Annotated in this window: 19 protein-coding genes; 12 read left to right on the forward strand and 7 right to left on the reverse strand. The window is 64.3% G+C overall.

The window, feature by feature from the left end:
• The 3 genes from NDI89_RS00075 to NDI89_RS00085 all read left to right on the forward strand — a co-directional run bounded on the left by NDI89_RS00075 (position 1) and on the right by NDI89_RS00085 (position 3,370).
• Positions 1–2,538 (forward strand): efflux RND transporter permease subunit, encoded by a 2,538-nt coding sequence (locus tag NDI89_RS00075; RefSeq protein WP_277519413.1) that lies wholly within the window; start codon positions 1–3, stop codon positions 2,536–2,538.
• A 182-nt stretch (positions 2,539–2,720) separates the two neighbouring features.
• Positions 2,721–2,981 (forward strand): antitoxin VapB family protein, encoded by a 261-nt coding sequence (locus NDI89_RS00080; protein WP_277519414.1) that lies wholly within the window; start codon positions 2,721–2,723, stop codon positions 2,979–2,981.
• Positions 2,978–3,370, forward strand: a complete 393-nt coding sequence (locus NDI89_RS00085) for a type II toxin-antitoxin system VapC family toxin (protein WP_277519415.1) — start codon at positions 2,978–2,980, stop codon at positions 3,368–3,370. Before NDI89_RS00080 ends, NDI89_RS00085 begins: the two co-directional genes overlap by 4 nt.
• A gap of 20 nt (positions 3,371–3,390) precedes the next feature.
• On the opposite strand, the gene NDI89_RS00090 is transcribed toward NDI89_RS00085, so the two are convergent.
• The gene (locus tag NDI89_RS00090) at positions 3,391–3,726 is read right to left on the reverse strand and encodes a chorismate mutase (RefSeq protein WP_277519416.1); all 336 of its coding nucleotides are present in this window, start codon (positions 3,724–3,726) and stop codon (positions 3,391–3,393) included.
• Positions 3,723–4,595 carry a shikimate kinase gene (locus tag NDI89_RS00095; protein ID WP_277519418.1) on the reverse strand — a complete coding sequence of 291 codons (873 nt, stop codon included), beginning with the start codon at positions 4,593–4,595 and terminating at the stop codon, positions 3,723–3,725. The genes NDI89_RS00090 and NDI89_RS00095 overlap by 4 nt, the downstream gene beginning before the upstream one ends.
• 137 nt (positions 4,596–4,732) lie before the next feature.
• Between NDI89_RS00095 and NDI89_RS00100 the strand changes: the two genes are divergently transcribed.
• A complete protein-coding gene (locus tag NDI89_RS00100) occupies positions 4,733–5,164 on the forward strand; it encodes a DUF5796 family protein (protein ID WP_277519420.1) in 432 nt (143 codons plus the stop codon).
• A complete protein-coding gene (locus tag NDI89_RS00105; protein ID WP_277519421.1) occupies positions 5,164–5,409 on the forward strand; it encodes a DUF7508 domain-containing protein in 246 nt (81 codons plus the stop codon). The genes NDI89_RS00100 and NDI89_RS00105 overlap by 1 nt, the downstream gene beginning before the upstream one ends.
• A gap of 2 nt (positions 5,410–5,411) precedes the next feature.
• Here NDI89_RS00105 and NDI89_RS00110 read toward each other — a convergent pair whose 3' ends face one another.
• Positions 5,412–5,546 carry a DUF7128 family protein gene (locus tag NDI89_RS00110; RefSeq protein ID WP_277519422.1) on the reverse strand — a complete coding sequence of 45 codons (135 nt, stop codon included), beginning with the start codon at positions 5,544–5,546 and terminating at the stop codon, positions 5,412–5,414.
• A gap of 91 nt (positions 5,547–5,637) precedes the next feature.
• Complete coding sequence (locus NDI89_RS00115; protein ID WP_277519423.1) at positions 5,638–6,540, reverse strand: ribonucleotide-diphosphate reductase subunit beta; 903 nt, start codon at positions 6,538–6,540, stop codon at positions 5,638–5,640.
• 86 nt (positions 6,541–6,626) lie between these two features.
• On the opposite strand from NDI89_RS00115, the gene NDI89_RS00120 reads away from it, so the two are divergent.
• On the forward strand, positions 6,627–7,259 hold the full coding sequence (locus NDI89_RS00120; RefSeq protein ID WP_277519424.1) for a helix-turn-helix domain-containing protein: 633 nt from the start codon (positions 6,627–6,629) through the stop codon (positions 7,257–7,259).
• A 93-nt stretch (positions 7,260–7,352) separates the two neighbouring features.
• Entirely contained in the window at positions 7,353–9,587 is a 2,235-nt protein-coding gene (locus tag NDI89_RS00125; protein ID WP_277519425.1) for an AAA family ATPase, read from the forward strand.
• Positions 9,588–9,740: 153 nt separating this feature from the next.
• On the opposite strand, the gene NDI89_RS00130 is transcribed toward NDI89_RS00125, so the two are convergent.
• Positions 9,741–11,969: a CDC48 family AAA ATPase gene (locus NDI89_RS00130; RefSeq protein ID WP_277519426.1), complete on the reverse strand. Its 2,229-nt coding sequence runs from the start codon at positions 11,967–11,969 to the stop codon at positions 9,741–9,743.
• Between the two features lie 211 nt (positions 11,970–12,180).
• Between NDI89_RS00130 and larC the strand changes: the two genes are divergently transcribed.
• On the forward strand, positions 12,181–13,551 hold the full coding sequence (gene larC / locus NDI89_RS00135) for a nickel pincer cofactor biosynthesis protein LarC (protein WP_277519427.1): 1,371 nt from the start codon (positions 12,181–12,183) through the stop codon (positions 13,549–13,551).
• A gap of 163 nt (positions 13,552–13,714) precedes the next feature.
• Here the strand turns inward: larC and NDI89_RS00140 are convergent, their stop codons facing one another.
• Positions 13,715–14,122: a hypothetical protein gene (locus NDI89_RS00140; protein WP_277519428.1), complete on the reverse strand. Its 408-nt coding sequence runs from the start codon at positions 14,120–14,122 to the stop codon at positions 13,715–13,717.
• A 766-nt stretch (positions 14,123–14,888) separates the two neighbouring features.
• On the opposite strand from NDI89_RS00140, the gene glmS reads away from it, so the two are divergent.
• The 4 genes from glmS to NDI89_RS00160 all read left to right on the forward strand — a co-directional run bounded on the left by glmS (position 14,889) and on the right by NDI89_RS00160 (position 21,287).
• Complete coding sequence (gene glmS, locus NDI89_RS00145; RefSeq protein ID WP_277519429.1) at positions 14,889–16,685, forward strand: glutamine--fructose-6-phosphate transaminase (isomerizing); 1,797 nt, start codon at positions 14,889–14,891, stop codon at positions 16,683–16,685.
• 417 nt (positions 16,686–17,102) lie between these two features.
• Positions 17,103–18,362, forward strand: a complete 1,260-nt coding sequence (locus tag NDI89_RS00150) for a sugar transferase (protein WP_277519430.1) — start codon at positions 17,103–17,105, stop codon at positions 18,360–18,362.
• 557 nt (positions 18,363–18,919) lie between these two features.
• Positions 18,920–20,338 (forward strand): nucleotide sugar dehydrogenase, encoded by a 1,419-nt coding sequence (locus NDI89_RS00155; RefSeq protein WP_277519431.1) that lies wholly within the window; start codon positions 18,920–18,922, stop codon positions 20,336–20,338.
• Positions 20,331–21,287 (forward strand): NAD-dependent epimerase/dehydratase family protein, encoded by a 957-nt coding sequence (locus NDI89_RS00160; protein WP_277519432.1) that lies wholly within the window; start codon positions 20,331–20,333, stop codon positions 21,285–21,287. The genes NDI89_RS00155 and NDI89_RS00160 overlap by 8 nt, the downstream gene beginning before the upstream one ends.
• A gap of 147 nt (positions 21,288–21,434) precedes the next feature.
• On the opposite strand, the gene NDI89_RS00165 is transcribed toward NDI89_RS00160, so the two are convergent.
• Entirely contained in the window at positions 21,435–22,868 is a 1,434-nt protein-coding gene (locus tag NDI89_RS00165; RefSeq protein WP_277519433.1) for an oligosaccharide repeat unit polymerase, read from the reverse strand.
• Positions 22,869–23,146: the final 278 nt, after the last annotated feature.

Below are 23,146 nucleotides of genomic sequence, written 5' to 3' on the forward strand. Positions count from 1 at the left end.
ATGCCCGACCTCGACGAGATCTGGGACCGCGACGCCTCGGCGGAGACCGAGCCCTCCCTCAACAGCCGACTCAATGCCGTCATCACCGACCATCCCTGGCGGATCGTCCTCGCGTTCGCCGTGATCACCGTGTTGATGATCGGCGGCATGGGCGGTGGCGGTGGACAGCAGGCCGGCACCGATCAGTTCACCGACGGGCTCGAGGAACAGGAGGCCCTCGAGGACATGCAGGACGACTTCCAGCGGCAGGGTCGCGACGGCGGCGGCTCGACCGCGAACCTGTTCATCACCGACGAGCGAAACACCCTGTCGAAGGACAGCCTCCTCCGGATGCTCGAGTTTCAGGAGCGTGCCGAAACCGAAGACGGGCTCAGAGTCACGTCGTCGACGAGCCCGGCGTCACTGGTCGCCCGGCAACTCGATCCGGAGGCGGACACGCCCGAGGCACAGCGGCGTGTCATCGAACGGACCTCTCAGGGACAGTTAGAAGCGGCGATCGCGGATGCCGACGAGACTGCCGGACTGCCGGTGAGCACGGATTTCACCCGAGAATCGGCACAGGCGGACGTCGCTCAGATCGCGGTCACCTACGATACGCCGCCGAACGCTGATACCGACGACAGAGCCGAATTGCAGACCGGGACGGCCGAGCTGGCCGACGAGATCGACGGCTACGAGACGGGCGAGAACGTCGAGGTGTTCGGCGACGCGATCATCGAGCAGGAGACGCTCCAGTTACTCGGTGACACTGCGATCGTCGTCTTCCCGGCCGCGCTCGTGTTGATCATGTTCTTCCTGCTGGTCGCCTATCGGGACCCGATCGATCTCACGCTGGGCCTGATCGCACTGGTGATGACGATGATCTGGACGTTCGGGTTCATGGGCTATGCCGGGATCCCGTTCTCGGATTCGCTGATTACGGTGTTCCCGCTGTTGCTCGCCGTCGGAATCGACTTCGGCATCCACATCATCAATCGGTATCGCGAAGAACGAGCCGCGGGAGCGGCGATCGGCGACGCGATGGGCATCACGACGAGACAGCTCTCGGGGGCGTTCCTGATCGTCACGATAACGACCGTCATCGGGTTCGCCGCGAACCTGACGAGTTCGCTGTCGCAACTCCGGGACTTCGGCATCGTCGCCGCCGTCGGCATCATCTTCACGTTCCTCATCTTCGGCGTCTTCCTGCCGGCCGGCAAGGTCGGACTGGATCGATTACGGGCGGGGACTCGGATCCCGAACTTCGGAACGAGCCCGCTCGGAAGCGAGGATTCGATACTCGGCCGGATCCTGCCCGTCGGAACGAAGGCCGCGCGGGTCGCTCCGGTGATCGTCCTCGTGAGCGCGCTCGTCTTCGGCGGCGCAGCGGCCGGCTACGGAACCGGCGTCGACACGGAGTTCTCCCAGGAGGCGTTCTTCCCGGACGAAGATCGGATCGCTCAGTACGAACGCCTCCCCGAACCGTTCGCACCCAGCGAGTACACGTTCATGACCGTGCTCGAGTACCTCGAGGAGGACTTCGATCAGGGATTCGTGGGATCGGTGACAGTCTACGTCGACGATCCCGACGTGCGATCAGACGCCGCCTTCCGCGAGGTCGACCGCGCGATCACGAATCCCCCCGACGCGTTCGTCCAGAGCGACCGGCGCGCGGACGCCGACAGCATCATCAGCGTCATGGAGCAGCGCGAGGACACCGATCCCGAGTTCGCGGCGACCGTCACGCGAACAGACTCCAACAACGACGGCTTGCCCGATCGAGACGCCGATCGGGTCTACGACGAGCTGCTCGAGGAGGACGACGCGCGGCAGTACGTCACGAGCGATCGCAGCGCGACCCGGATCGTGTATCAGGTCGACGTCGACGCGGATCAGACCGAGGCGACGAACGCAGCCGAGGAGGTCGCGGACGGAATGCGGATGGATGCGACGGCAACCGGTAGCCTGGTCGTCAATCAGGCCGTCATCGACCGCATCAGCGAATCCGCGATCACGAGCCTGATCGTCGCGTTCGTCCTCACCGCGATCTTCCTGATGCTCTCCTACTGGTGGCTCGAGGGCCGGATGATCTACGGCGTGATCAACCTCGTTCCGGTCCTCGTCACGGTCGCGATGCTCGCCGCGTCGATGCGCCTCTTCGACGTGCCGCTCTCGCCGTTCAACGCTCCCATCCTGTCGGTCTCGATCGGACTGGGCGTCGACTACACGGTGCACTTCATGCACCGGTTCGTCGACGAGTACGAGGCAGGGGCCGACGTGCATCAGGCGCTGGCGGTGACGGTTCGCGGGACCGGCGGCGCGCTGACCGGCAGTATGCTCACGACCGTCTGCGGACTCGGCGTGTTGTACCTCGCCTTGATCCCGCTGATCATGGAGTTCGGACTCCTGCTCGCGCTCGGTGTCTTCTACGCCTACCTCACGTCGATCCTCCTACTCCCGTCGACGATCGTCGTCTGGGATCGCCTCGAGCGGCGGTTCGGTCCGATCGGCGACGTTCGGTGGCGGGCGGCGGCCCGCTCCTTGACTGGGAGAGAGTAGACTGTCTCGGCCAATCGATTGTTCGCCTCCCCGTTCTTCCGTGGTTCTACCTTGTTCAGGTCTGTACCTCACGTTACGCTGATTCGTGTACTTTAGCGGTTTTCTGCTACATTAGCCGTCGTTCCACGGGGCGAACGACCTGCATTGAGTTTTTACGCGTGCATGTAGTACTGTGTACTACGATGGCGACGAAAACGATTTCACTCGACGAAGAAGCCTATGAGCGGCTAAAAGCCCGAAAAAAAGAGGGAGAAAGCTTCAGTGAAACCATCAAGCGCCTTGCTGGAGAACGCTCGTGGAACGAGATCATAGGAATCCTCTCTGAGGACGAGGCGGCAGACCTCGAGGGCACTATCGAGGAGGGACGAACAAAGTCCAGAGAGCGGAGTGATCGACTCACGGCAGAGTTAGACGAAGCCGTAGACGACGAGACATCGGAATGATTCAGGACACATCATTCATTATCGACTTATTACGTGGCGATGAAAATGCAGAGCGACTTCTCGATATCGTTGAGAAGGAAGCACGACCACAAAAAGTGTCCTCCGTGACGGTTTTGGAACTCTACGAGGGCGTTGCTCGGTCTCAAACACCGGATACGAAGCGAGAGCGCATTCTCGGGATACTAGAAACGAAGCACGTCGTGAGTGCCGACCACACCGTAATGCGAAAAGCCGGAAAGCTCTCCAGTGAGCTGATCAATGGCGGCGAACGGATTGAGCGAGAAGACTGTATTATCGCCGCGACTGCGCTTCTCAACGACGAACCGGTCATCACAAGAAATACCACGCACTTCGGGCGTATCGACGGCCTCGAAGTACGATCTTACTAAGAGTTTGATTGCGTGAGATGTCACCTATTTTCACGCTGCTCAACTTTGTTCAGTTCGATCAGCAGCCGAAAGATCGCCTTCACGAGGTTCGCGTCCACGTCGAACTGCTCGGCGTTGTTCCCCGCTCGCTCCATGACCTGCTGTTCCTGTTTCTCGTCGGTCGTCGGCAGGCCCCGTTCGTCTTTGACCGCCGCGATCGTGTCCGCGACGTAGGTTCGCTGTGCGATCAGTTCGACGATCTCCTGATCGATCGTCCGAATCTCCTCGCGCAGTTCGTCGAGGTCCATCTCCTCGGGCGTGCGATCCTCGTCGTCAATTCCGCCGTCCGTCTCCGTGTCCGTTGGCTCTCGAGTCATGTCGTTCGTGTTCCGTCCGTTCTCGTCCCCAGTAATCGTGTCGTTCCGTCGCGCTCGTCCCACCGATCCCGGACCGCCTCGAGCGAGTCGCGATCCCCGACGGCGACGTAACTCGGGCCCGTTCCGGACAGGGAGACGCCGGCGACGTTGGGCAAGGCGTCGATCATCGGTCCGGTGGAGAACTCGAGCGCGGCCGCGAAGGCGAAGCCGTTGACGGTCATCGCCTCGCCGTAGCGGCCGTCGAGCGCGAGTTCTTCGACGAGTCGGGCCATCGGGGCGACTCGTTCGCAGGCCGAAACGTCGGCGTCGGCGCTGTAGGACTGCTCGGGCGGGGTGTAGACCAGTGCGTGCCAGTCGAGTTCCTCGCGCGCGAGCAACGCGTCGGCCGTGTTGTCGGTGACCGTCACGCCGCCGAGCATGCTCGCGCTGGCGTCGTCGAACGCGCCGGTGACCGTTACGCCGGCGTCACGAGCGGCCCGAACGCCGAGGCGACAGGCGTCGATCCGGTCGACCGACCCGGCGACCTCGAGGGCGTCCAGCGTCGCGAGCACCGTCGCGTTGGCCGCCGCGCTGGAACTCTTCAGCCCGGACGCCATCGGTACCTCGCTTTCGGTCCGGACGCGAGCCCCGACGTCGGCCTCGTCCAGCCCGGCCTGCTCGGCGTACTCGTCGATCGTCAGGACAGCACAGCGTTCGACGAGCGTCGCGTCGGCCTCGGGTTGGCCGGCGATCTCTCCGACGACGTCGCTGTCGCCCGTGAGTTCGACGGTCGCCGTCGTCTCGAGGTCGATCGCGAACGCCGAGCCGGTCCCGGTCGCGAGCGCGTTGAGCACCGTCCCCGCTGCGGGTGCGACAGCACGGCCATCCATACACGGACACTCTCAGAGGGCGTACTTACGGCTGACGATCCGGGGAAATCGCGGCTCGGCGGTCCGGGCGGTACCGATCGCCCCGCCGCGAGCGACGGAGCACACCGCTTTTGCCCCGTCCGATCCAAGACGCGACAATGAGCGCGCGCAACGACGTCGCCCCCAGCACGATCGGTGTCGACCTCGTCGACGGTGGCGTGGTCGTCGAGTACCACGACGGTCGAGAGGTGTTCTACCACGGTCCCCCCGAGACGGTCGAGGGACCGCTGACGACCCCGCCGGGCAAGGAGGTACACGTCCTCGTCACCGATCCCGACGGCGTCGAGGGCGTCATGACCTACGTCAACGATCGCAACACCCACGACGATATCCTCGAGACGACCGGCGTCGGCCGCGTAATGCTCGATCGCGACGACGAAGAGGAACTATTTCCCGGCGTGACCGTCGCGACGGAGGCGTACTCGATCCGCGTCGAGGCCGATCTCTCGCTCGTCGACGGCCGGGTGTTCGTCTTCGCGGAGGACGAAATGAGCGAACACGCCTACGAACTCGTCGAGGACGCCGACTGATGCCGCTGCAGAAACCCTGGCGCGACCTCGAGCGCGAGACGGTCGCCCGCGCACCGGACAGACCCGGCGTCTACGAACTCGGCGACGGGTCGGGAACGGTGATAGCGGTCGATCACGGCGTTCTCAGGGACGAACTCAAGACCGCACTGGCGTACGGAGACGGCGACCGCGTCCGCTGGACGGAAGCCCACACCCTCGATCAGGCGCGCGAACTCGCAGCCGACCACCGCGAGCGACTCGAGTAGCGCTACTGGATGTAGGTCGGACCGGACCCGTCACACCGCTTCTCGTGTTCCGCCGCATCCGACCGCTCGTCGAAGAGGAGGCCGCAGGTTTCGCACTCGTACCAGGTGGCGTCGTCGCGCTCGGTCTGGACGACCATAGTAGCTCATCGAACACGAACGGCAAAAGGCGTTTCTCCGGTTGCTGTCCGCGAACCCGACGAAAGACCGGGGTTCCGCGGATCGCCGTCGCTACGCCTCGAGCTGGGTCAGCTCTTCGACGTCCGGAATCTTCTCGCTCGCGGAGGTGATCTGTTGCATTCGCTGTTGGTGTTTCGTGTACGCGTACTCGGCCAGATCGGAGGGGCTCGGGCCGGGACCGTCTTCGGAACTCGCTCCCTCGTCGCCGCTCAGACTATCCTGGACCAGGGGAACCAGTTCGTCGACCGTTTCTCGGAGGAGGTCGGGTTCGACCTCGCCGTCGGCCACGAGCGACTTGAGCTTCGCCATCCCGAAGCCGACGTGGCGTCCCTCGTCGCTTCGAACCAGTTTGAGTCCCTCGACGAGTCCCGGCAGATCCGGCAGTTCGGGCTCGTTCTCACCGTACGCGAGCGTGAGTCCGTAGTAACCGGTCTGGGCCAGAATGCCCTCGATCGTCAGGTGGTAGTGGCAGTGGGCTTTGGCTCGATTTTCCGGCGTGTCCTCCTCGAGCAGTCGCGCCATCGCCTGCTCGTTGCGCTCGAACAGTTCGTCGTAGGGCTCGTTGAACCACTTCTCGTCCGTCGGCGACGAGAGTTCTTGCCCGCGTCGCTCCTCCTCAGTGTGGATCACGTCGCGCCAGTAGCGATCGAAGAAGTCGGTGTGTTTGGACTCCTCGTAGAGCTGCGTGGTGAGGAACAGCTGGTCGTCGATGTCCTCGAGGACGACCGCGAGCGGCGCGAGGTCCTCCGTCACCGACTCCTCGCCCGCGCCGAACAGCGCGAGCGACTGCTTGAGACCGGTAAAGGCCGGTTCGGGGAGTTCGGCGGCTCCCTCGAGGTCGGCCGAGAGATCGATCTCGTGTGGGTCCCAGTGTTTCTCGACTGCGTTTCGGTAGTAATTGTTCGATCGCGTCCCCGTATTCAGTTGCATCTCAGGGTGGTCGCTGGTAGCCATTCGTACCCGAACATATGCGTCGCCGTCCGATCAGCCTGTATCTCATATATTAGGGTATTTAAGTATGGCCGGGCTGAGCCGGTCGTATGGGTCTCATCGCGGAATTTCAGCTCGACTCGCCGGATCTGCCGTTGACGGACGCAGTTGCGGCCGTCTCGGATATCACGCTCTACATCGAACGGATCCTCGTCGTCGATCCCGATCGGCCGGTCGTCCTCTGTCGCGCCGTCGGGGCGATCGACGGCTTTCCGGAGGCGCTTACGCACGATCCGACGGTCGAGGCGTATACGATGCTGGACGGGACGAACGGCGGCGCGATGTATCGACTCAGATTGCGGGATCCCCCGCTTCCGATCTATCGGAAGTACGTCGAACTGGGGACGACCCCGCTCGGCGGGATCGTAACCGTCGACGGCTGGTGGGGACGTGCGCGGTTTCCCGACCGAGAGGCGCTCGCGGAGTACCGCGCGTTCTGTACGGACCGCGGCGGGACGTTCAAACTCGAGCGATTGACTCGAGAGTCATCGACGGACGATCCGCCGTTCGGACTCACCGACGAACAGCACGAGGCGCTGGTCGCGGCTCGAGAGGCGGGCTACTTCGCGGTGCCACGGGAGGCCTCGACGGAAGAGATCGGCGACCGACTGGGGATTTCGGCACCGTCGGCCTCCGAGCGGCTGCGACGCGGAATCGATCGGCTGCTCGAGAACGCGCTGTGATCCGAGCCGACCGGTCGCGAACCGGTGGACTGTGACGGAAGTCACTCGCCCGATGGGACAATTCTCAAGGCGACCGGCCCGAAAGGAACGGGTATGAGTTCGTCGGAACCGGACGGCGTGACCCTGTCCGTTCGCGCCGCGGAGAAAGGAGACGCGGGTCGGGGCGTCGCCCGGATCCCCGAAGCGGCGCGGCGACAGCTCGGGGTTCTCAGCGGCGACACCGTCGTGATCGAGGGGGACGAGACCACGGTCGCCAAGATGTGGCCGGCCGATCAGTCGGTCCCGGACACCGCCGTGCAGATCGACGGCGACACGCGTGCGAACGCCGGCGTTCACGTCGGCGATACGGTATCCGTCCGGGCGAAGGACAAATCGACGATCGCCGACGCCGAGAGAGTCACGCTGATCGCACCGCCGGGACTGCCCGACCGCCAGCGCCGGGCCGCCGAGAGCGAGGCGACGGAGAAACTTCGAAACCGGCCGGTACGAGCCGGCGAGCAGGTTCGTATCGAGGGGATCGATCAGCAGCCGTTCCGCGTTACCGACACGGACCCGAGGGGCGACGTTCGAATCACGAACGGGACGTCGATCCGGATCGCCGACGGCGGCGGGGGATCGGGGAACACTGCGACTCCGGCCGCTTCCGGAGCCACCGAGCGTGACCGCACGTCCGGCAGTTCGTCGGACACACCGGCCACGGTCGACTCAGATACGGAGGCGACTATCGACGGAGTCAGCTCGAACTCCGGCGTCACCTACGAGGACATCGGCGGGCTCGACGAGGAACTCGAGCTCGTCCGGGAGATGATCGAACTCCCGCTGTCGGAACCGGAGCTGTTCCGCCGGCTCGGGGTCGAGCCACCGTCGGGGGTCCTCCTCTACGGGCCGCCGGGGACCGGGAAGACCCTGATCGCCCGCGCCGTGGCCAACGAGGTCGACGCAAACTTCGAGACGATCTCGGGGCCGGAGATCATGTCGAAATACAAAGGCGAGAGCGAGGAGCGACTCCGCGAGGTGTTCGAAACGGCTGAGGCGAACGCGCCGACGATAATCTTCTTCGACGAGATCGACTCGATTGCCGGCACGCGCGACGACGAGGGTGACGCCGAAAACCGGATCGTCGGCCAACTGTTGACCCTGATGGACGGCCTCGACGCCCGCGGCGAAGTGATCGTCATCGGCGCGACCAACCGCGTGGACACGATCGATCCCGCGCTCCGCAGGGGCGGCCGCTTCGACCGCGAGATCCAGATCGGCGTCCCCGACGAGGAAGGCCGCCGGGAGATCCTCGAGGTCCACACGCGCGGGATGCCGCTCGCCGACGACGTGGACGTCGACGCAATCGCGCGGCGAACGCACGGCTTCGTCGGGGCGGATCTCGACGCCGTCGCGAGCGAGGCCGCGATGGCCGCCATTCGGGATCGGCCGACAGAGACGGACGACCTCGACGAGTGGAACCGGAATCCGACGGTTCGAAAGACGCACTTCGATTCCGCGCTCGCGTCCGTCGAGCCCTCCGCGATGCGAGAGTACGTCGCGGAATCGCCGTCTACCGACTTTTCCGACGTCGGCGGCCTCGAGGCGGCGAAACAGACCCTTCGCGAGTCGGTCGAGTGGCCGCTGACCTACGATCGCCTCTTCGAGGAGACCAATACGAATCCGCCGTCGGGCGTCTTGCTGTACGGTCCGCCGGGGACCGGCAAGACGTTGCTCGCGCGCGCGCTCGCCGGCGAGACCGACGTCAACTTCGTCCGCGTCGACGGGCCCGAAATCGTCGATCGCTACGTCGGCGAGAGCGAGAAGGCGATCCGCGAGGTGTTCGAGCGCGCCCGCCAGTCGGCCCCGTCGATCGTCTTCTTCGACGAGATCGACGCCATCACCGCCGCCCGCGGCGAGGGTCACGAGGTGACCGAACGCGTCGTCTCACAGCTCCTGACCGAGCTCGACGGGATGCGGGAGAACCCCAACCTCGTCGTCCTGGCTGCGACCAACCGCAAAGACCAGATCGATCCCGCGCTGTTGCGACCCGGCCGGCTCGACACGCACGTCTTCGTCGGCGAACCCGACCGCGAGGCTCGCGAAAAGATCCTCGCGGTCCACGCGGATGGGAAACCCCTCGCCGACGACGCCGACGTCGCCGAGCTCGCGGCGGAACTCGAGGGGTACACCGGTGCCGACCTCGAGGCGCTGGTCAGAGACGCCTCGATGCGGGCGATCCGCGAGGTCGCCGACGAGTACGGTCCCGAGACGGCCAACGAGAAGGCATCGGAGGTGCGCATCGAGCGCCGTCATCTCGAGGCGGCTCGCGAGGAGACGGACGCGTCGTAATCGATTTTTCACACCGGTGCTCCGACGCTCGAGTCCCGCGGTCGCAGTGCTCGAGCCACTGGCATCGCGATCGCTCGAGGAGTTACCAGCGCTGAAAACGGAACCGCGATTCGACGAATCGATCCGGAAACGGAACCGACGGAGAAACCGCGACTATTGGAATCCGATGCGGCTGCCGCGACGACCCGTCGGGTCGGGGCCGCTCGTGCCGCCCTGGAACTCCTCTTCGATCTGCTCGTAGTAGTCGAGGATGTCGTCGGTGATCGTCGGCCGGACGTTCTCCATGGCCTGTCGGAAGTGGCGCATCTCGACGATGTCGGCCTCCTCGTCCTCGCGGAGTGCCTCGATAGCCGCTTCGCGGGCGATCGACTCGAGGTCGCTGCCGACGTAGCCGTCCGTGATCTCGGCGATCTCGCGCAGCGTGACGTCCGCGGCCAGCGGCGTGTCCTCGGTGTGGATCTCGAGGATCTTCTCGCGGCCGTCGACGTCGGGTTCGCCGATCATGACCAGCCGGTCGAACCGACCCGAGCGCAGCAGTGCGGGGTCGATCATGTCCGGCCGGTTGGTCGCGCCGATGACCATGACGTTGCCCATCTCCTCTAACCCGTCGAGTTCGGTCAGGAGCTGGTTGACGACCCGCTCGGAGACGTTCGAGCCGGTTTCGCCGCCCCGGCCCGGCGCGAGCGCGTCGAGCTCGTCGAAGAAGATGACCGTCGGCGAGACCTGGCGGGCCTTGCGGAAGGTCTGGCGGATGGCCTTCTCCGATTCGCCGACCCACTTCGAGAGGAGCTGCGGGCCGCGCACCGAGATGAAGTTCGCGTTGGTCTCGTTGGCGACGGCCTTCGCCATCAGCGTCTTCCCGGTGCCGGGCGGGCCGTAGAGCAGGACGCCGGCCGGCGGGTCGACGCCGAGCCGGTCGAAGCGCTCGGGGTTCGAGAGCGGCCACTCGACGGACTCCTGGACCTGCTCTTTGGCCTCGTGGAGGCCGCCAACGTCGTCCCAGGAGATCTTCGGGAGTTCGACGAGGACCTCCCGCATCGCCGACGGCTCGACCTCGTTCAGCGCGCCGCGGAAGTCCTCCCGCTTGACGATCATCCGATCGATCAGGCTCGGCGGGATGTCCTCCTCGTCAAGGTCGATCTCGGGGAGGTATCGGCGGAGCGCCTTCATCGCCGCTTCCTTGGTGAGGCTCTCGATGTCGGCCCCGACGAAGCCGTGGGTCTCGTCGGCGAGGTTACCGAGGGTGACGTCGTCCGAGAGGGGCATGCCGCGGGTGTGGATCTGCAGGATCTCCTCGCGGCCCGTCTCGTCGGGGACGCCGATCTCGATCTCGCGGTCGAAGCGGCCCGGGCGGCGCAGCGCCGGATCGACGCTGTCGACGCGGTTGGTCGCCGCGATGACGATGACCTGGCCCCGGGACTCGAGGCCGTCCATCATCGTCAGCAGCTGGGCGACGACCCGGCGTTCGACCTCGCCGGTGACGTCCTCGCGTTTCGGGGCGATGGAGTCGAGTTCGTCGATGAAGATGATCGACGGCGACTCCTCGGTGGCGTCCTCGAAGATCTCCCTGAGTTGCTGTTCGGACTCGCCGTAGTACTTCGAGATGATCTCCGGGCCAGCGATAGAGAAGAAGCTGGCGGAGGTTTCGTTGGCGACTGCCTTGGCGAGCAGGGTCTTCCCGGTGCCCGGCGGGCCGTGCAGGAGGACGCCCTGTGGCGGCTCGATGCCGAGCTTCTTGAAGATCTGCGGGTGCTTCATCGGGAGTTCGACCATCTCCCGGACCCGCTGGATCTCGTTTTGCAGGCCGCCGATGTCCTCGTAGGTGATCCCGCCCCCGGTCTTCTCGAAGCCCGAGATGGGTTCCTCGCGGAGTTCGACGTCGGTGTCTTCGGTGATGAGGACGACGCCGTCGGGTTCCGTCTCGACGGCGATCAGCGGGATCGCCTGCCCCGGCGACCGCATGAACGGGTGGTTCGTCGAGCTCATCACGGGAACGATGTCGCGGCCGACGACCGGACGCTTGAGGATCTGCCGTTTCACCATCCCGGCGGCGTCCGAGCCGAACTGGACCGACGCCTCCTCCGGCGGGGCGAGTACCAACTTGTCCGCTTTCGTCGCTTCCGCCTTGCGGATCGTCACCCGTTCGCCGATACCGACGTCGGCGTTCTGCCGGGTGAATCCGTCGATGCGGACGGTATCCGTGTTCCAGTCCTGCCGGTCTGCCCGCCAGACCTTCGCGGCAGTCGTATCTGCGCCCTCGATTTCGATGATGTCGCCCGGGCTGAGCTTCAGATGCAACAGCGTGTCCGGGTCGAGCCGGGCGATACCACGACCCGAGTCGTTCGGGTATGCCTTCGCAACCTCCAGTTGGACTTCGTTCATGATTTAGGGACGGCGATGTCAATGACTCCGATTCGTGACCGGATAGGTTTTTTGCTAGGTCGAGTCATTTCCTGTGCTAGTGGCTAACATACAATGGTACGGCTGGACGCTACAAAGATGTACCGGCCTCGGTTGGTTTTGGCCCTATCGACACCGTGGCCGTGGGCTGCAGAGAGGTGGCTTTTTGCGTCTGCCGCCCCGGAGTGATCCCATGCGAGTCCTCGCCTTCGACGGCCGCATGGGAGCCAGCGGCGACATGCTCCTCGCGGCCCTCCTCGATGCCGGTGCCGACTCCGACGCCCTCGAGCCCGTTACCGACGCCCTCGACGTCGAATATCGGATCGACGAGGCCGAAAAGAGCGGTATCGCCGCGACGACGGTCGACGTGCTCCTGACGGACGAGAAGCCGGACAGTGATCGTTCACACGGCCGCGACGAACCCGACGGCGGACACGACCACGAACACGGAAATCACGACCACGCCGACGGAACCCACGACCACGAGCACGGCGACGCGAATCACGATCACGACGACCACGACGGCGTTCGCGCCGAAGGCCACGGCCCCCATCGCAGCTATCTCGAGGTCCGCGAGATCGTCGCCGACATGGGCCTCGAGCCGAGGGTCGAACGCGACGCGCTCGCGATCTTCGAGCTGCTCGGCGAGGCGGAAGCGAGCGTTCACGGCGAGGCCCTCGACGAGATACACTTCCACGAGGTCGGGGCCGACGACGCGATCGCGGACGTCGTCGGTGCGGTCGCGTTGCTTCACGACCTCGAGCCCGAGCGGATCGTGACGACGCCGCTCGCGACCGGCGGCGGAACGGTGTCGATGAGCCACGGCGAGTATCCGGTCCCGACGCCGGCGGTCATCGAGATCGCCCAGCGGGCAGACTGGTCGCTACGCGGCGGACCGGTCGACGCGGAACTGTTGACGCCGACCGGTGCGGCGATCCTGGGCCACGTCGCCGACGGCGTCGACTCGCTTCCCGCGCTCGACCTCGAGGACTCCGGCTACGGTGCGGGCGGCTACGACCTCGATCCCCATCCGAACGTGCTTCGGGTGCTCTTCGGGACCGCCGAGGACGGCAGTGAACTGGTGAAAGACGATATCGCCGTCCTCGAGACGAACCTCGACGATGCGACGCCCGAGGTGCTCGGCGGGCTACAGGAGACTCTCGCGGACGCGGGCGCGAGAGACGTCTCGATTCTCCCCGCGACGATGAAGAAGTCCCGCCCCGGTCATCTCGTGAAGGTGATCTGCAAGCCGGCGGATCGGGAACGGGTGGCTCGAGCACTGGCTGAAGAGACCGGAACGCTCGGCGTTCGCGACGCGGGCGTGACTCATCGCTGGATCGCGAACCGGGAGTTCGAGACGGTGACCGTCGAAATCGCGGGAAAGTCCCACGAGGTGACTGTCAAAATCGCGAGCGACAGCGATGGGGACGTGTACGATATCAGTACCGAGTACGATGATGCGCGGGCGATCGCCACCGAAACGGGGGTCCCGATCCGCGACGTTATACGACGCGCCGAACGGGTCGCTCGATCGCTACTCGAAACACGGGACCGGCAACAGTGACTGACGACCGAATTCTATCGGTCTGTGACAGCGGTATCGCAGGGCGGGTATCGATCACGTGACGCACCGTGCGTCCGAGACTCTCTCGGAGGGGATGTCTCTGTCTTCACGCGATACGCGGTAAAAATAGCGAAATCGGAGTGGCCGCGATCTGTCGTCAGTCTCAGAGCGAGGCCAAGATGGCCTGGACGTTGTCGCCCGTCGTGGCGTTCGTTTCCGCATCTATGTCAGCGGAGTTAGACTGAGTGACGTCTTGGTCCTGAACCACCACGGAGGTCGCATCAGAAGCGCTAAAGGCTTCGCCAGCCCCGCCGTGCTTGGTGTAATATGAACCCAGCGACGCAGCTTCCGAGGTCGCCTCCGCGTTAGACACTCCTACCTGGGCGTTGTTATTGTCCTGGTCGACGTCGATATTCGTCGTCGCATTGGCGTCGCCGCTCGTTTGGTCTCCGAAGTCGATGTCGTTGAGATTGACATCCTGTGCCGCAGCTGTTCCGGCAAACCCCATGAACGTGAGGCCGCCGAACAGCGCTACCGTCAGCGTGATTGTCAGGGCGCGTTGCAGTTTCATAGTTGATCACCGTGCGTAGGCACGCATCGTACCGACGCAGTCTGTTGGTACTGTGATGCGTTGCCCGGTCGAAGCCAATCACAGGTACCGACTTATATCCGGAGAATGGTTGCATCGGTAATCACCGAATGAAATGAGAAATGGGCCTCAAATGCGAGTGCCCACCCGCGCGATGACCACTCCGGTCACGCAGCCGCTCATCGAATCGATCCCGAGACGCCGCTGCTCAGGGTCAACTGGCACTGCGAGCGCGTTCCACCGACCGGCTCCCGAATACCCCGGACCGACGCGGTTCGCCACCCGGGGAGAACGGGTAATTTATCCAGACTGAAAGGACTGGTTTCCAGCCACGAGTTTCCGACCTCGAGTACGAACACGGTATTCTGATCGTTTCCATTCGCTACTTCCAATGGCGTATAAGATACCCACTTCCGACGAGCATAGATATGACGGAGTCGACTACGGTCGTACCATTCGCTGCGGGCGAAACCGGCTCGTGGCAACTGATACATCGCCCGCGGGAGTCGGTTCCCTCGGCCGTGCCGAAATCGGTCCCCGAGATCCGGTTTGACCGGCTTATACGCGCGGAAATCGGTAGTTTCGCCCGAACAGCCGTGAGAGCGCATCCCCACGCGTCCCGAATCGGGTCGATAGTCGAATCGGAGGCGGCGATTTCCGCCGGGTCTCGAGACGGTCACGTCGACGACCGTTCCGCCGAGAGCGGATCGCTCGACGTGCCGGTAACTCGAACGGAGGTCCGATCGTGATGTGTGGGATCATCGGATACGCGTCGCCGCGGAGTGGTCGAAACGTTCGCGACGTCCTCCTCGATGGCCTCTCGTGTCTCGAGTATCGCGGATACGATTCGGCGGGTGTCGCGGTCGCGAACTCGTCGATCGCAGTGCACAAGCGAGAGGGGGAAGTGTCGACCCTCGAGGACGCGCTTCCGGATCGCGCTCCCGACGGCTACGCGGGGATCGGCCACACGCGCTGGAGCACGCACGGACAGCCGTCGGACAGGAATGCGCACCCCCATACCGACTGTGACGACCGAATCGCAGTCGTTCACAACGGCATCATCGAGAACGCCCACACGTTGCGGGACGCTCTCGAGGCGGACGGGCACACGTTCACCAGCGAAACCGACACGGAGGTCATTCCGCATCTCATCGAGAAAGGGCTCGATCGGGGCGACGACGTCGAGACGGCATTTCGCCGGGCGGTCGATCGCCTCGAGGGGAGCTACGCGGTCGCCGCGGTCTGTGCCGGACACAGGACGATATACGCGACGCGACAGCAGTCCCCGCTCGTGATCGGGGTCGACGGCGGCCGTTATTTCCTCGCGAGCGACGTCCCGGCGTTCCTCGAGTACACTGACGACGTGATATACCTCGAAGACGGACAGTTCGCGGCGATACGCCCGCCCGATGTCGAAGTGACCGACCGACACGGCGGTCTCGTCGAGACCGACGTCGAAACGGTCGACTGGGATCCCGAAGACGCGACCAAAAACGGCTACGACCACTACATGCTCAAGGAGATACGCGAACAACCACACGCGCTGCGGAAGTGCCTTCGCGGGCGAGTGGACGCGCCCGGCCGGTCCGTCTCGATCGACGCGGTCGAGGCGATCACGGAACCGAACCACGTCCACTTCGTCGCGTGCGGAACGTCGTATCACGCCTCCCTCTACGCCGCACGACTGTTTCGTGAACGGGGGATGCGTGCGACCCCGTTTCTGGCGAGTCAATACGATCTCGATGCGATCCCGATCGGGACGGACACCCTGGTCGTCGGCGTTACCCAGAGCGGCGAGACGGCCGATACGGTGAGCGCGCTCCAGGTCGCGAACGACGTCGGTGCGACGACGCTCACCGTGACGAACGTCGTCGGCAGCTCGGCCACCCGCGAGGCGGATCACGCGATGTACATCCGCGCCGGACCCGAGATCAGTGTCGCGGCGACGAAGACGTTCGTCTCGCAGCAGGCCGCACTGGCGATGCTCTCGAGCGCGTTCAGTGGGGAGTGCACTCGCGAGTTCGTCACGGGTATCCGTGCGCTTCCCGATCGGATACAGTCGATCCTGGATCAGTCGCGCGCGAAGGCGATCGCCGCGGAATACGCGGACGCAGACGCGTACTTTCCGATCGGTCGCGGCTCCAACGCGGCGGCCGCGCTCGAGGGGGCGCTCAAGATCAAAGAGATCACGTACAAACACGCCGAGGGGTTTCCGGCCGGCGAGTTGAAGCACGGACCGCTGGCGTTGGTCACCGATCGAACACCCGTCTTCGCGATAGTCGACGGTGATTCGGAAGCCGAGACGATGATCGGGACGCTAAACGAAGTCGACGCACGCGGGGCACCGGTGATCGCAGTGACCGATTGTCCGGAGACGATCGAACCCCACGCCGATCACGTACTGGAAGTACCGGAGACCGACAGCCGATTCACTCCGATCCTCGCGACCGTGCAGTTGCAATTGGTCTCCTACTGGATCGCGAACCGACTGGGACGATCGATCGATAAACCCAGAAACCTCGCGAAGAGCGTGACCGTGGAGTGAGACGCCGTCCGCAGGTGGCGCTGATACCGTCCGTGCTATCGCTGTCGTCTCGGTTACGACTGCACCGCCAACGCGGATGCAGTAGACGCGCCACTCCCCCGTTCCGAACCCGCTTCAGACGGTAACTCCGTAGCGGCCGCTCGAGTGCGAATCGATTTTCGAGACGGGACTGCCTTCGGAACTCGATCCGAACACTCCACGACCGTCCGGAAGACCTGAAATAAACGGACCCGCTAACAAAGGTTTATCAGATCGATCGGAAAAAGACGCCACGCTATGGTAATACGGGTCGGCAATTATACGATCGGCGGCATCCCGGAACTTGTCTATACCATCATCGGAGCGGTGCTTTCGGTCGTCAGTGGAACGAAAACCGAGGCCCACCGCCTCCGATCGGCTATCAGGACCCAGAGGCCTATGACAGGCGGCTGCGTCGGACTACCGGACCTGTGGTTCCTCGGCAGTCGCCACGGAACGGGTACAGGAGCGATTTCGCTCGTCGGTCCGCTCGTCTTCGGAACCGCGTTCTCGGAACGGAGGCGATCACGCCCTCGAGACGATACTGCACGGGGGACGCTGATCGTCGGCGACGATCCGACCCTCATCGGGGAGACCATCGAGTCACTTCCCGTGACACCGGTTGGACTGCTGTCGCCGCCGATCGATCCGTCGTCGACACGATCGGCGGACCGCTCCACCGCCGGACGCGACCCGCTCGATGCGGATACGACGCCCGTCGAGCGGAGAGATCGAGGCTCCGGAACCGAGAACCGGTCACGGAACCGCGAGGAAGCCGGGGAATCGACGGTCACTGGGGACGGAGCTCCCGTCGTCACACGACGCTCCGTCCCGTTCGACGGCGTCGAGCGGCTCGGTCCCCCGTCCCGACTTCGCGGCGTACTCCGTGACCGCGATATCGATACCGTCGTCCTCGCCGTCGAAGAGCCCGACAGAGAGGTGTTCTTCGAGTCGATGCGTATCTGTCGCGATGTCGGGGTCGACGTGATGGCCCACGAGCGACATCGGGAGAGTCTCCTCGTCTCCGACGACGCGGCCGGCGATCTGGTGACCGTCGACGTCGATCCGTGGGGCGGGTTCGATCGGCTCTGGAAGCGGCTGTTCGACGTCGTCGTCGCCGGCGGTTCGCTGTTGCTCTGTCTCCCGGCGGTCGTCCTCCTCGGTCTCGCGATCAGGATCGAAGGAGCGGGACCCGTCTTCTTCAGTCAGACGCGGACCTCGATCTTCGGAAACACGTTTCCGATACGGAAATTCCGCACGCTCAAGCCGAAGCGAGGCGGTGAAGTCGGAACCGAAATCGACGAGGACCGCTACACGACGCTGGGTCGGTTCCTTCGAACGACTCACCTCGACGAAATTCCACAGCTCTGGTCGATCCTCGTCGGAGAGATGAGCATCGTCGGTCCGCGACCCGCACAGACGGAACTCGAGCCGGAATTCGAACGCGAAGCGCCCGGATGGCGACGGCGATGGTTCGTCAAGCCCGGGCTGACCGGACTCGCACAGATACACGGGGCGACGAGTTCGGAACCGCAAGCGAAGCTCGAGTGCGATCTCGAGTACATTCGTCGCCGGTCGCTCCGGTTCGATCTGCGAATCGTCGGCAGGCAACTTCACACCGTCGTCGTCGACGTCGTCGACCTCCTTTCGAGCGAGTGATCGATCGGGACGACAGCCGAGGACGGCAGTATCGGGACGGAGTGTCGACTCTCGGTCCCTGACATACGACTGGTCAGACGCCGGTGTCCTCGGTTGCAGTTCCGTCGTCGAGATCCGCGACGGCCGCATCGGTCTCGGAAACCGCTAACCCGACCGGAACGACCCGAATCGGTCATTACCGTGACCCTCGACCGGTTAGCGATGCAGGACCTCGCTGCTGTACCCGGACCCAAATGGCTCGACATGCGCGTTCTACACGGAGCAAGCGACGGAACGGTCGCCGTCTCTCGGCGGCTCCGACTCACCGCCCGGTCTCGTGCGTACCGTTCCGACCACCCGCTACGAGAGGTTCCTGTCGAACTGGCCACCAGGGGACCCCCGATCTCCGATACTGGTGGTACAATCACCGCTCCACCGGGACGCAACGAGTCGCCGTTCCTCGGCACTGATCGTTTTCCGTTTGAACAGCACGTTATCAGCCGTGTACGGGACGTAATACGCACTGAAACTGCGTAACAGTCGCTGTCACTCTTGGGCAATTGCGATCTGTGGAGGGTATGGAGAACCGAGAAGAATTGGAAATTACCGAAACGAACGAGCCGTCCCTCTCACAAGTCGCCTGTATCGGACTCGGGTTCGTCGGATACCACTCGGCGATCGCGTTCTGCGAGTCCGGGAAGGCCGTCGTCGGGATCGACATCGACGACGACCACATCAGAACCGTCCGAAACGGCACCCATCCCTTCGAAACGAACGGGCTTCGAGAGTTCCTCGACCGGGAAACCTGCACACTCAGTACGCGGGTCTCCGACGCCGCTGACTGTGACTGCTACGTCATCAGCGTTCCGACGCCGCTCGACGAGCGCGACTCCCCGGACCTCTCCGCGCTCCGCGACGCCTGTCAGCAGGTCTCGACGGTCCTCGACGACGGCGATCTAGTGGTCCTCCAGAGTACCGTCTATCCGGGGTGCACGCGCGACGAACTCCGGCCGATCCTCGAGCGATCGGGGCTCGAGGCGGGAGCCGACTTCGGACTCTCTCACGTTCCCGAACGATACAGTCCGAGTGACGAGCGATCCAGGCGAGCCCCTCGCGTCGTGGGATCGATCGACGAGGACTGGCGAGCGGTGACCGCTGCGATGTATCGGGACGTCACCCGGTCGACGGTACCGGTGTCATCGCTCGAGGTCGCCGAGGCGATCAAGCTCGTCGAGAACATCCAGCGTGACGTCAATATCGCCGTCCTCAACGAGCTGACGACGGTAACGGACGCACTCGGTATCGACATCTGGAACGTGATCGAGGGCGCGGAGACGAAGTGGAACTTCCACCGGTACGAACCCAGACTCGGCGTCGGCGGTCACTGCCTGCCGGTCGATCCCCATTACTTTCGCACGGCGACCGACCACCTCGACGAAGACCTCGAGCTCGTCATGACGGCGCGAGACGTCAACGGCTCGATGCCGGGATACTACGGCGATCGAATCGCCGAGTATCTCGCGTCGGTCGACAAACCGGTCTCGGAGGCGACCGTCGCCGTGCTGGGCCTCTCGTACAAACCGAACGTCGAAGATCCGCGAAACAGCCCTTCGGTGACCTTGATCCGTCACCTCCGTCCGAACGATATCGACGTGGCCGCGTTCGATCCGCAGTTCCAACCGAACGCGGAGATCGAAGGGATCGGCATCGAAAACGGGACCGACGCGGTCTCGACCGTTCGGAACGCGGACGTCACCGTCGTTGGCACTGGCCACGACGACTTCCAACGGCTTCAGCCGGCGACTCTGGGGGACCTGATGGCGGACGATCCGCTGCTCGTGGACGTGGCGCGGCTGCTGGACACCGACGCCGTCGACGACAGCGATCTGGTGAGGCTGCGCGACTACCTGACGACCGACCGCGCGAATTCCCCTCGAGACGATCATAACGGAGAGACGTCGGCTGCCGACGCGAACCAGGGGTGGAACGATGAGTAGCGGGACGCGAGTCCTCGTCACCGGCGGCGGTGGCTTCATCGGAAGCCACGTGGCCGAAGCGCTCGCACCCGACAACACGGTAACCGTCCTCGACGATTTTTCGACCGGGAGCAAAGCGCACGTCCAGTTCCTGCCGGCGGATCGGATCGTCGACGCCGACGTTCGGGACCGCGAGGCCGTCGCGTCCGCCGTCGCCGGTCAGGACGTCGTCGTTCACATGGCCGCACTGATGGGCGTGCGCCGAACCCTGGAGCGGCCGCTCGAGGTGTTGCAAATCAACATCGACGGCGTCCGGAACGTGATGCGGGAGGCGGCTCGGGCGGACGTCGAGCGCGTCTGCGTCGCGTCCACGTCGGAAGTGTATGGCGACGCGCCGGCGGCCCCCTACGGCGAGGACGACGTTCAGGCACCGGAGACCAACTACGCCGTCGCGAAGCGAGCGGGCGAGCGCTTCGCTCGAGCCTATGCGGCGACCCATGACCTCGATCACACGATCCTCCGGTACTTCAACGTCTACGGCCCGCGACAGGACTCCTCGGCGTACGGCTACGTCATTCCGAAGTTCGTCGACCGGGCGCTGTCCGGCGACCCGATCGAGATCCACGGCGACGGACACCAGACGCGAGATTTCACGTACATCTCCGACGCCGTGGACTGTACGATCGCCGCGCTCGGTCCGGACGGGGCGAACGAGACGTTCAATATCGGAACCGGGACCGAAACGAAGATCCGAACCCTCGCGGAAGCGGTCGCCGACGCCGTCGGTGGGGCGGAGACGGTCCACGTCCCGCATCCGCGACCGTACGTGATCGAACGCCGTCTCGCGGACGTGACCAAGGCGGTGTCGATGCTCGGGTACGAGCCGACGGTCTCGCTGGAAGACGGTATCGAGGCGACGGTCGAGTACCTCTCAGCGGGCGGGCGGAGCGATCAGTATACCGTTCGGTGAGTCGGTCGGCGCTCCACCCGTAGTAGCCACTGACGGTCACTGCCACCCGATCGCGCGGCGGCCGTGCGATCGGTGTGTGAATCGTTTCAGTTGTGGGGCCGGTTCGGCAGTTCGATCCGAGTTCGCCCCATAGATCTCGGGTGCCGATCAGCGGCCCAGATCGTCCCCGATCGCGGTCCAGTCTCCACTGATGAACCCCAGCGCTAGCAGGAGCGGGAGCGCGAGCTGCAGGAGGTTCGTGACGAGCTGTGAGACGTTCCCGTAGAGGATACCGAACACGAAGGTGGTCGCGAATATCGAATAGATGAGCGTGCGGGGGAGACCGCCGGATCCCGGTTCACAGTAGTTGTAGCCGATTCTGATACAGGCACCGAAGAGGAACATCCCGACGAGGACGCCGGGGATCCAGAAATTGAGGTAGAGTTCCGCGGGAACCGGTGGCGGCGTTCCACCGCCGACGGTTCCGACGCCCTGATGGAATATTCGTTCGCCGAGTACCTGACCGATGTCTCTGGGTTTTCCGGGCCACAGCTGTCGAGGGATCGGACGGGTCACCCACGAAAGCAGCGTTGTGCCGTACTGAAACCCGATTCGATCGGGTACCACGTGAAACAGGTGCGCGTGGACGGTGACGCCGGTCCGTCTCGCTCCGAAAAAGTCACCGATGGCACCCGGACGAAGGGTCGTCGATGGGTCCAGTGCGGACGCCCCCATCCACGACGCTTTCCGAAGGGAGCCCATGACGTTTATCGTCACGACTCCGAGCGGAACGAGCGCGAGCAGGTGGGCGAGTTTCACTCGCCGTTCGGTGTAGTGATACACCACTACCAGCGAGATCAGGAAGAGCAGCAACGAGCTCCGGATGCTCCTGTAAAACGGCGGAATACACGCGATGGCCACGAGTGCGCCCGTAACGGCGACCCTGTTACGCGACCGGTCCGTCCGCCGTACCACCGTCCCCAAATCGACGAGCGCTGCAACGAACAGGAGTTTCGTCCCCCAGGCGATGTACTCCGTCGGTGGTCGTCGTTTCGCGGACAGTTCGGAGAGAGCGGTCGGAACGCCTCCCGTCGTCCAGAACAACAGGAACAGCGAACCGACGCCGATCGTCGTACACAGGGCGACGACGCGGTTCGCTCGATCATCGTCCCACTCGCGGCGAAACGTCGGGATCCGTGCGACGATCCGATCCGCCGGTGTCCAACACATTCCGACGGCGAGACATCCGATCCCAGCCACTGCGAGGACGAGCGGCGAGACGAGGTACTCGAGCCCCTGCCCCAACAACACGTCGGTAGTGTCCCCGGTGGCGACGAAATCGACGACCGGACCGAACCACCCCATGAGATACGCCAGCCCCACGAAGGCCGCCGGCGAAAACACGTCGCCGGAGCCGAGGTACAAGACGACGAGCGGTATCCCGGCGAGGCCGACGAGAATCATCAGCGTGGGGCCCGTCGGTATCGGGAGGAGCGCGACGATGACGGAGAGAACGACCAGCACGCTGCAGCCGATTACTGCTCGGTGATGGGACTGATCGATCCGTCCGTCCGGTAGCGACCGAGTCGAGGGTAGACTCATGGGTCAACGTGAATCCGATTCGGACGCGAAACCGCGCATCCATCGGTTTCTCCGCGTTGAAAGCTACGGTTCTCGCGAAGTCTAATAAGCGTTAGTTTCGATTTCTCGCGTACGAGGGGCTTACTCCGATCCGGCTTCTGGCGGGACGGGGATCGTCGATACTCGCCGGCGCGTTTCGACTCCCAGTCAGGAGGGACGCGAACGAACGGTAGCATGCCGACAGTAGCGCCGTCGTGAACGCGACTCGTGCGATCGGTCCGGTCGGTACGTTCCTGCTA

The sequence above is a fragment of the Natrinema salsiterrestre genome (assembly GCF_029502005.1).
In the GTDB taxonomy this organism is placed as follows: domain Archaea; phylum Halobacteriota; class Halobacteria; order Halobacteriales; family Natrialbaceae; genus Natrinema; species Natrinema salsiterrestre.

Coding starts and splice junctions, on each gene's coding strand:
- NDI89_RS00140 (WP_277519428.1), bottom strand. CDS start 14,122: ATGAAACTGCAACGCGCCCTGACAATCACGCTGACGGTAGCGCTGTTC.
- NDI89_RS00100 (WP_277519420.1), top strand. CDS start 4,733: ATGAGCGCGCGCAACGACGTCGCCCCCAGCACGATCGGTGTCGACCTC.
- NDI89_RS00165 (WP_277519433.1), bottom strand. CDS start 22,868: ATGAGTCTACCCTCGACTCGGTCGCTACCGGACGGACGGATCGATCAG.
- NDI89_RS00090 (WP_277519416.1), bottom strand. CDS start 3,726: ATGACTCGAGAGCCAACGGACACGGAGACGGACGGCGGAATTGACGAC.
- NDI89_RS00160 (WP_277519432.1), top strand. CDS start 20,331: ATGAGTAGCGGGACGCGAGTCCTCGTCACCGGCGGCGGTGGCTTCATC.
- NDI89_RS00075 (WP_277519413.1), top strand. CDS start 1: ATGCCCGACCTCGACGAGATCTGGGACCGCGACGCCTCGGCGGAGACC.
- NDI89_RS00105 (WP_277519421.1), top strand. CDS start 5,164: ATGCCGCTGCAGAAACCCTGGCGCGACCTCGAGCGCGAGACGGTCGCC.
- larC (WP_277519427.1), top strand. CDS start 12,181: ATGCGAGTCCTCGCCTTCGACGGCCGCATGGGAGCCAGCGGCGACATG.
- NDI89_RS00085 (WP_277519415.1), top strand. CDS start 2,978: ATGATTCAGGACACATCATTCATTATCGACTTATTACGTGGCGATGAA.
- NDI89_RS00150 (WP_277519430.1), top strand. CDS start 17,103: ATGACAGGCGGCTGCGTCGGACTACCGGACCTGTGGTTCCTCGGCAGT.
- NDI89_RS00130 (WP_277519426.1), bottom strand. CDS start 11,969: ATGAACGAAGTCCAACTGGAGGTTGCGAAGGCATACCCGAACGACTCG.
- NDI89_RS00125 (WP_277519425.1), top strand. CDS start 7,353: ATGAGTTCGTCGGAACCGGACGGCGTGACCCTGTCCGTTCGCGCCGCG.
- NDI89_RS00155 (WP_277519431.1), top strand. CDS start 18,920: ATGGAGAACCGAGAAGAATTGGAAATTACCGAAACGAACGAGCCGTCC.
- NDI89_RS00120 (WP_277519424.1), top strand. CDS start 6,627: ATGGGTCTCATCGCGGAATTTCAGCTCGACTCGCCGGATCTGCCGTTG.
- NDI89_RS00080 (WP_277519414.1), top strand. CDS start 2,721: ATGGCGACGAAAACGATTTCACTCGACGAAGAAGCCTATGAGCGGCTA.
- glmS (WP_277519429.1), top strand. CDS start 14,889: ATGTGTGGGATCATCGGATACGCGTCGCCGCGGAGTGGTCGAAACGTT.
- NDI89_RS00110 (WP_277519422.1), bottom strand. CDS start 5,546: ATGGTCGTCCAGACCGAGCGCGACGACGCCACCTGGTACGAGTGCGAA.
- NDI89_RS00115 (WP_277519423.1), bottom strand. CDS start 6,540: ATGGCTACCAGCGACCACCCTGAGATGCAACTGAATACGGGGACGCGA.
- NDI89_RS00095 (WP_277519418.1), bottom strand. CDS start 4,595: ATGGATGGCCGTGCTGTCGCACCCGCAGCGGGGACGGTGCTCAACGCG.